The sequence below is a fragment of the Bacillus sp. NPDC060175 genome, from assembly GCF_042728695.1.
GTDB lineage: Bacteria > Bacillota > Bacilli > Bacillales > Bacillaceae_G > Bacillus_A.
On the sequence record NZ_JBHWYR010000148.1, the window covers coordinates 1 to 5,619 of the forward strand.

General features: G+C 35.0%; 6 protein-coding genes and 2 pseudogenes. 5 read left to right on the forward strand and 3 right to left on the reverse strand.

Going from position 1 to position 5,619, the window contains the following annotated elements; translation table 11 throughout:
* Together ACFWDE_RS29625 and ACFWDE_RS29630 are read right to left on the reverse strand one after the other, a co-directional pair.
* A pseudogene (locus tag ACFWDE_RS29625) lies at nt 1–83 on the reverse strand (IS6 family transposase); the annotation flags it as partial.
* Between the two features lie 161 nt (nt 84–244).
* Entirely contained in the window at nt 245–1,153 is a 909-nt protein-coding gene (locus ACFWDE_RS29630) for a PhzF family isomerase (protein WP_377896284.1), read from the reverse strand.
* Between the two features lie 188 nt (nt 1,154–1,341).
* On the opposite strand from ACFWDE_RS29630, the gene ACFWDE_RS29635 reads away from it, so the two are divergent.
* The 4 genes and pseudogenes from ACFWDE_RS29635 to ACFWDE_RS29650 all read left to right on the forward strand — a co-directional run bounded on the left by ACFWDE_RS29635 (nt 1,342) and on the right by ACFWDE_RS29650 (nt 3,535).
* Nucleotides 1,342–1,464 carry a zinc ribbon domain-containing protein gene (locus ACFWDE_RS29635; RefSeq protein ID WP_377896285.1) on the forward strand — a complete coding sequence of 41 codons (123 nt, stop codon included), beginning with the start codon at nt 1,342–1,344 and terminating at the stop codon, nt 1,462–1,464.
* A gap of 422 nt (nt 1,465–1,886) precedes the next feature.
* Nucleotides 1,887–2,939, forward strand: a complete 1,053-nt coding sequence (locus ACFWDE_RS29640) for a hypothetical protein (protein ID WP_377896286.1) — start codon at nt 1,887–1,889, stop codon at nt 2,937–2,939.
* Nucleotides 2,940–3,085: 146 nt separating this feature from the next.
* Nucleotides 3,086–3,265, forward strand: a pseudogene (locus tag ACFWDE_RS29645) (helix-turn-helix domain-containing protein); the annotation flags it as partial.
* Between the two features lie 144 nt (nt 3,266–3,409).
* Nucleotides 3,410–3,535, forward strand: coding sequence for a hypothetical protein (locus ACFWDE_RS29650; protein WP_001107285.1), 126 nt, complete (start codon nt 3,410–3,412; stop codon nt 3,533–3,535).
* 160 nt (nt 3,536–3,695) lie between these two features.
* Here ACFWDE_RS29650 and ACFWDE_RS29655 read toward each other — a convergent pair whose 3' ends face one another.
* Entirely contained in the window at nt 3,696–4,193 is a 498-nt protein-coding gene (locus tag ACFWDE_RS29655) for a CcdC protein domain-containing protein (RefSeq protein WP_377896287.1), read from the reverse strand.
* A 729-nt stretch (nt 4,194–4,922) separates the two neighbouring features.
* Between ACFWDE_RS29655 and ACFWDE_RS29660 the strand changes: the two genes are divergently transcribed.
* Complete coding sequence (locus tag ACFWDE_RS29660) at nt 4,923–5,357, forward strand: NUDIX hydrolase (RefSeq protein ID WP_002144371.1); 435 nt, start codon at nt 4,923–4,925, stop codon at nt 5,355–5,357.
* Nucleotides 5,358–5,619 lie beyond the last annotated feature (262 nt).

The window sequence follows — 5,619 nt, forward strand, 5'->3', positions numbered from 1 at the left end:
TTGTACCGTAGGTACCATCTCACGGTTAATAAAATAATATCCGGTTGATAATGTTTCCACTTGAATAGATTTTGCTTTTCCATACCAATCACATCTTTTTTTAGAGTAAAAGTATCAGTATGTCCAAGTCTGAAAGACTTTTTTTAGATATTTTGAAGTTTTTGCACCAGAACCCAGTTTACAATGACTGAAATCCATAGTAATAAAGACCTCCATTTACGATTCGAACTTTGCATATGAATTGCTAATCAAGTAATAAATCGGACTTAAATACGATTACAGCATTTCCTGCAATTCTTACTTCCTCTGGCTCCTGATTACAAATTTTCACTTGAACATCAATGATACCCGCCCGTTTTATAGCTTCGCCCTGCACTGCTTTAAAACTAAATAAGGTATTATCATGTTTGACAAGTCTATGATGTATCAAGTATGCGCCTAAAGGACCGTTCGCATTACCTGTAACAGGGTCTTCGTTAATGCCAATTGCAGGAGCAAACATTCTTCCATGAATTAAAATATCAGAGTCGGGAGCATTCATCGTAAACACATAGAAACCATTGCAATTAATTAATCCACTGACTTGTGTGAGTAAATCCATATTAGGGTTTAATTGGTTAAGAAGTTCCGGATTTTTAATTCCGATCATCACCTTAGAATGCCCGGTTGAAACGATTTGTACTGGACAATCTTTTAATAAATCATTTTTACTAATATTGAAAGCTGTAAATATATTCTCTAAAGCTACACCTTCAATCACAGTTTCAAAACTTATACTACCCTGCGTCATAATAATTTTGTAATCATTATCTTCATTAATCACATCGACTGGTAAAATGCCGGCACCAGTTTTATGATAAACTTTAACTGTATTTAAACTATTTTCAACTGCACGAGCATAGTGGGCAGCAATCGTCGCATGTCCACAGATAGGGACCTCATGAGTAGGCGTAAAAAAACGAATATGTACATCAGAGTCGCTATTGTCTGATTTAAAGATAAATGCCGTTTCCGAATTGTTAAGCTCTCTAGCAATCCTCTGCATCTCACCCGAAGATAAACCATCTGCATTTGTTATTACACCAGCCGGATTACCTGATAATTTTTTCTTCGTAAATGAATCAATTTGATATAATCGGTACTTTCTTGCCATGTCATTTTCCACCTTTAATATATTTAATTTTTGGTCCTTTATACTATCTTTAATCCTTATTATATTAAAGTTCCCCCGTTTCTTCTAGAAGGAGCTTGATAGAAATGTGGCGATACCCAGTATGAATTTGTTATGTTGTTGTACACTGTTTATTATTTGATGTGGTTAATTTTTAAAGGAGAATTTTGATGAAACAATATAAAGTATGTCAAAGTTGTGGAATGCCTCTTTCGAAAGATGAGCTAGGTGGAGGTACAGAAAGTAATGGGAGTAAAAGTGTTAAATATTGTAGTCATTTTTACCTTTTATAATAATTAAGCTTATTTCTATCGTTTTGAAGTACCCCCTAAAATGAAAAAATGCGATCTATTCTTCTGTATAAACATAAGAATAGATCGCATTTTTTATGCCTTTTACGATTTAGGTCTTGATAATTTTAAAAAGACGCGATATTTTGTTCCTTGGATCTGTTTATCTAAAGGGATATTTTTATAGTAAAAAGAAGATTTGAACTGAAAGGCGGATTAAGGAACTGTTGAGTAGTAGTAAAGTTACTCTACTAAAAGGCCAGATTATGGAGTAACAAAAAAGCAATTTTCTAATTTAACTGGAGGTTACTTGATTAGGTAAAAATGTTAAAATTTATAAAGAACTTTATGGGAGGTGAACCAATTAAGGAGGTCATTACATCTTGGAGTATTACTATTAATAAATTAGATTTTGGGGGGATGAAATGGAGCCGAAAATAAATATCAATAATTCAACACATTTTTCCTGGTTGTCGCGCTGGCCTCAATGGACCGGGTATGCTGCAGCTATATGGTCCCTAATATATGGGTTACTCGGGCTGTACTGGCTATTAGGAGGAACTGGATTTCCTTTTGGTAAAAACGACCTACGGGGACAAATGATGGGTTCGTTTTTATCAAATCTTAATGTAGATGTCGGGGGAACAGTCATTGCTACTGCTGGATTAGTGGGAACAGTGGTAGCTTTTGCGATGGTAAGTACATGGGGGCGCCGAATTCCTAGTGTGATATTGCTTTCCTTTGCATGGATAAAGAGTGTTACGCTTGTGTTGATAGTTCCCGATTCTCGAATTGTGCAGAACTTTGCTTATTTATTTTTGCTTCACTTCGATTTGTTTGATTGGAGAGTTATTAATCAAGTTTTTTGTATAGTTGGCGGCTTCATATGGGGTGCTTCTGCATTAGCATACTTTCGTCTCACACGGGATGCTTGTGGCAACTGCGGCAGGAAGGACGTTTCTGAAGAATCATCAGCGAAATCTGCTGCTCAGTGGGGAAAGTGGTTTACCTACTTAGCTGTAATTATGGCGTTGCCATATGGCATCGTCCGCTGGGCATGGGCCCTAAGCATTCCATTGGGGACAAATAACTCAACAATAGTTGGGAATGAAGACATTGTAATAACTGAAGCAATCTTAGGAGGATTATGTATTGGAGGTGGAATCCTAACCCTAGGACTTATTCAGAGATGGGGAGAAACTTTTCCACGTTGGTGTTTATTTCTAGCAGGTAAACAAATTCCAATCTGGATTGTTGTGATTCCTGCCACGTTGATTTCGGCTATTATCACGATGACAGGTCTAAAGCTTAGTCCACAAATCATATATATGATGGTTAATAGTACAATCACCATCGAAAATTGGGGGAAACTTGTTCCTTTTTTATCTTGGCTGCCCTGGGGAATCTCACTAGGGATAGCAACTCTGACCTATTATTTAAGAAGACGCGGTCGATGTAAGTATTGTGGTAAACTTTAGTACTCATCGTTTTTCTGCCGAGGACCCCATGGAGCGTTAAAATAGATAACACCAAGAGAGTGAATTTAGATTACTATTAGATTATATACATGAGGCTTTTGTTTCACAGTACTAAATCGTTTTTATTCAATTATAGGGCGCTTTAATTGAGCAAGGATCACAAAAATCATCAAACTTTATTCAAAAGCTACAACAAAGCATATAAATTTCGTATCTATCCAACGAAGGAACAAAAAATATTAATTGTTAAAACCATTGGATGCAATCGCTTTGTATTCAATTTCTTATTGAGCGAATGGGGCAGTTTATTTAAAGAAGTAAATCAAATCGCATAGGCTACAAAAAAGAAAGCAAACTAAAATCGTGGGTGCTGATGACGAAAAAACACAACTCCGCTTGTATATAGTGTATTTATTATAGTTGGCATCCTTGAAGGAATAACTAAATCAAGCTACAAGGGTGGTGAAAAAATGGCTAAAAATAAGAATAATCAATTGAAGAACAATAAAAATGCTGTACCAAAAGCAGATGTAGAATTTGCGGGAGAAAATGGACTTGAAAAAATCGCATTAAGAGCCCAAAAAAAATCAAAATAAGTAAACAATAGGGGGCAGTAAATCTGTCCCTTTGTTCCTCAAAATTAACATAGTTCTTCAAAAAAATAAGCATCTTTTGTTAGCATAAAACCAATGTATTGCAAAACCTGGAAAGTCCCCTCAGAAGTTCTGAAAGTACTTTCCATTCACATAATTAGTGTTATCGTAAGTCAATGTTATTGTTAGTTTGGATTCGACTTTTGTATAGTTGACGAAATTTGATGAAAGAGATAATTCTCCAAGGTAAGATATATCCCAGTGCTACAGTCATAAATAGTGCTGCTTCTGTTTCTAGACCTAGCCATTTTAAATAATCACGAAGTAAAAAACGGATAATAAGTACGATGAGAAAAGTAATAATAAAGCTCTTGTTTCTTACAGCATAAATATGCTGATCGAATCGGAGTTCATAGTGAGTGGTCCAAATAAGTGGAATTGACAAAAGAAATCCAAAGATAGCTGCACAAATCCATTCCCAGCCAGCGGCATGTGCTTTTGGATTTAAGATGATGTGAATGCAGGGGAGTAACAAAAATAGTATGGGTAAGAGAATGCGGGTTCCGTTTCCTTTAATAGGGCGATACATTGCCAAAGTTCTACGCCATATGACTAACGCAGCAATTATGATTACAATAGAGTAAAACGAAGAAGAATCCATGATTTCACCTCGACACATAGAATATTTCAATTATATGGAAAGTACAGATGGTTGGATAGTGGTATTCATCCTGATTGGGGAAATATAACATTAATTTGTGATATCATATATAGGTATTTGCCATTACATACTATTGCAAGAGGTAAGCAAAGAGGCTTATCCCTTATGTATCAAGGATTACGCCTTTTTTTCTTTTGAAAGATTTATAGAAAAAAACATACTTGTTTTATTAAGTATGCAGTCTCAGAATTGTCCTTATTTCCCATATAAAAATCGCATATTTGCTAGTTAGTTTAATACTTTTTGTAATGGAACAGCTGCAATCTAAAATTTTGATTTGATTACATGCAATATATACAATACCCCTGGCATATAGCTAATAGCGTATAGCGCGCTTATAGCTAAACAACAAGTCCACTGCCAAAGTAGGGCTATTTTTTTCTGCCTTTTGTGGTAATATCGGTGTTGCCGTTTCACGCATTAGTTTATATTCAAGCTGTGCAGTGATAATAAAGCTGTTTAATTGTAAACGTAAAAGAGCGATATCCTAAAAACTACGATAGACGGTATAATAAAAGCAATATATATAGAAATACGTTTGCTTTCGAAAGGGAGTACATATATGAAAATAAAAAAGGGCAAAAAACACTTGGTTATGCTTTTGAACAAGCTACAAAGCATAGGAAATACCCGAAATTAATAAGGATAATTTATAGGAGGTACTTTAAAATGTTTATCGTAAATGTTGAAGGTGCTATAAGGAAAAATGATAAATGGCTTATTATTGAAAGAAGCAAAAAAGAGGAACATGCTGGTGGTTGGCTTTCTCTTGTGGGAGGTAAGGTAGATATAGAAGGGAATTCATCAGACATATTAGAGAGAACAGTAAAGCGAGAAATATTAGAAGAAGTCGGTGTGAGCGTAAAAGACAGGCTAAATTATGTACATAGTACGTCATTCGTAACCGATACAGGTGAAAATGTTGTGGATATTGTTTTTCTTTGCGAATATGAATCGGGGGAGGCATTTTCTAAAAGTCCCGATGAGGTTGAAGAGGTATTATGGTTAACTACTGATGAAATATTAAATCACCCCAATTCGCCAATTTATTTAAAAGAAAGCATTAATCAGGCGGAAGCGTTGATTCGTATTCATTCTTCATAACGCTTTAAATTTATAATAGAAGTAAAGTTGTTATACATAAATGGGGGAAACCTTGGAATTTATCTTGTTCAATTATCGGGCGCTATTCTTTTATAGAGAAGCGTCTTTTTCTTGTATTTCAAGTGTTGTCATGGTTAAGTAATTTTTTTGTTTTCTACGATTGTTGAATAGCTAACGTATAAAAGAGACTCTCCTTGAACATAATAGAATCTAGATTAATTGATTTATAGAATGGGAGCGTGAGGAATAATGTTATTATCTG

Bases quoted from the DNA above. Each gene is read 5' to 3' on its own strand.
- ACFWDE_RS29630 (WP_377896284.1), bottom strand. From the start codon at position 1,153: ATGGCAAGAAAGTACCGATTATATCAAATTGATTCATTTACGAAGAAA.
- ACFWDE_RS29635 (WP_377896285.1), top strand. From the start codon at position 1,342: ATGAAACAATATAAAGTATGTCAAAGTTGTGGAATGCCTCTTTCGAAA.
- ACFWDE_RS29640 (WP_377896286.1), top strand. From the start codon at position 1,887: ATGGAGCCGAAAATAAATATCAATAATTCAACACATTTTTCCTGGTTG.
- ACFWDE_RS29650 (WP_001107285.1), top strand. From the start codon at position 3,410: ATGGCTAAAAATAAGAATAATCAATTGAAGAACAATAAAAATGCTGTA.
- ACFWDE_RS29655 (WP_377896287.1), bottom strand. From the start codon at position 4,193: ATGGATTCTTCTTCGTTTTACTCTATTGTAATCATAATTGCTGCGTTA.
- ACFWDE_RS29660 (WP_002144371.1), top strand. From the start codon at position 4,923: ATGTTTATCGTAAATGTTGAAGGTGCTATAAGGAAAAATGATAAATGG.